At 71.6% G+C, this 1,817-nt stretch carries 2 protein-coding genes and 1 pseudogene; 2 read left to right on the top strand and 1 reads right to left on the bottom strand.

The annotated features are described in order from the left end of the window. A pseudogene (locus tag G6026_RS15025) lies at positions 1-559 on the top strand (hypothetical protein); the annotation flags it as partial. A gap of 63 nt (positions 560-622) precedes the next feature. Here the strand turns inward: G6026_RS15025 and G6026_RS15030 are convergent. After that, entirely contained in the window at positions 623-1,174 is a 552-nt protein-coding gene (locus G6026_RS15030; RefSeq protein WP_182613645.1) for an XRE family transcriptional regulator, read from the bottom strand. Between the two features lie 131 nt (positions 1,175-1,305). Between G6026_RS15030 and G6026_RS15035 the strand changes: the two genes are divergently transcribed. Continuing rightward, on the top strand, positions 1,306-1,817 hold a 512-nt coding region (locus tag G6026_RS15035; protein ID WP_182613646.1), incomplete at its 3' end, for an AzlC family ABC transporter permease.

Below are 1,817 nucleotides of genomic sequence, written 5' to 3' on the forward strand. Positions count from 1 at the left end.
GGGCCAGGCCACCGAGGCCGACGCGATCGCCGGGCCCGAGCCCACCGGCCCCGCCTCGTCCCCCACCGTCGAACCCGGCCCCCGGCGACCGGTCAGCGTCACACCCGGCCGGTGGTTCACCCTGGTGAGCCGGGACGGCGTCGAACTCGGTTCGGCGAGGATCGATGGGATGGTGCGGACTCCGGGCTGCGGCGTGGAGCTCACCCTCAGCATCGCCACCTCCCCCGAGTCGGGCCCGGATCGTTGGTCCTCGCTCGGTCCCGCTGACGTCGCCGAGCTCCGGTCCGGTGGCGCGACCCGCGATGCCCGGGCGGTCAGCTCGGACTGCAAGGGTTCCGCTGCCTCCACCACCACGCGTCTGTCACCGGACCGCGAATACGAGATCGTCCTGGCGGTCCAGCTCGACGACTCGGCGAAGCGGGCGATGCTCCGGCCCGAGGGCACCGCGGGCTGGGCCTTCGATCTGCCGCCGCTGACCGAGGTCGCCGTCGTCGCCACCACAGCCACCACGACCACCTCGACCACCTCGGCGCTGCCGTCTGCCGAGTCCGAGGGCTGACCGGAGACGGTCTACTGCCGCGTGGCCGCAGGCATACCCGGCGTCACCTTCGGGGCGGCTGACCTATCTGACCTCGGAGATGAGCACCGCGGTGGTTCCCTCGTGCTGGGCGTCGAAGATGTGCGGGGCGTCGCCGGGGTAGCTGAGGTAATCGCCGGGCGACAACTCGACGGGAGCCGCCTCCGGGCCCACGAGCGCGGACCCCGACACCAGGATCACGTGCTCGACGGTGCCCCGGACATGCGGCGCGGACACCTTCGGACCACTGGGGTCGGCCCGGATCAGGTACACGTCCCGCCGTGCATGGGGAGGGCTGGCCGAGAGGAGCGCGGCCACGTAGTCCGCGCTGGCCGAACGGATGAGCGGAGCATCGGCGGCTCGGATCAGCGTGACGGGCTCGACGTCCTCGTCCACGAGACGGGCGAAGGGCACGCCGAGCGCATCCCCCAGTGCCCACAGGGTCTCCACGCTGGGGTTTCCCCCGCCCGATTCGAGTTGGGACACGGTTGCCTTGGAGACCCCCGAGCGTCGTGCGAGCTCGGATACCGACAGGCCTACTGACGTGCGCTCCCGCTTGATCGCGCTCCCGATCCTGGCTCCGAGCTGGGGGGTCATCCGTTTACTATAACGAACGAGTGATCAGCTTGACAGGCGCCACGTCTGCGTTCACCATACTGTCCATGCGTCCATTATGGCGAACACCGTCGCCCTCTGCGTCCGCTGCGTCCACTGCAGCCACCAGGCCCGTGTCGACCGCCGCGGCGATCGCGACGGCGATAGCCGTGGTCGGGATGGCCTACGGGTCGGCGGCGTCAGCGGCAGGCCTACCCCCGTGGCTCGTCGTCCTCGCCGCAGCCCTCGTCCTCAGCGCGTCCTCGGAGCTGGTGTTCGTCGGAGTCGTCGCGTCGGGCGGCCTGCTCTGGATCGCGGTCGGCGCCGGCCTCCTGGTGAGCCTCCGCAACGCCGTCTACGGCCTCTCGGCGTCCACGTTCCTGCCCGACCAGCGCGCCCCCCGACTGCTGTGGACCCACCTGGTCAACGACGAGAGCGTCGCCGTGGCCACGGCCCCGCAGCACCCGTCGCGCCGCTTCGCCGCGTTCCGGACGGTGGGCATCGCCCTCCTGGTCGCGTGGCCCCTCGGTGCGGCGATCGGAGTCGGCGTCGGATACGTCCTGCCCGATCCCGGCCAACTGGGGCTCGACGCGGCGTTCCCCGCCGTCTTCGTCGCGATCATCCTCGCCGCCGTCACCCGTCGCAC

Origin of the sequence: Dietzia sp. DQ11-38-2 (genome assembly GCF_014145055.1) — a bacterium.
Lineage (GTDB): Bacteria > Actinomycetota > Actinomycetes > Mycobacteriales > Mycobacteriaceae > Dietzia.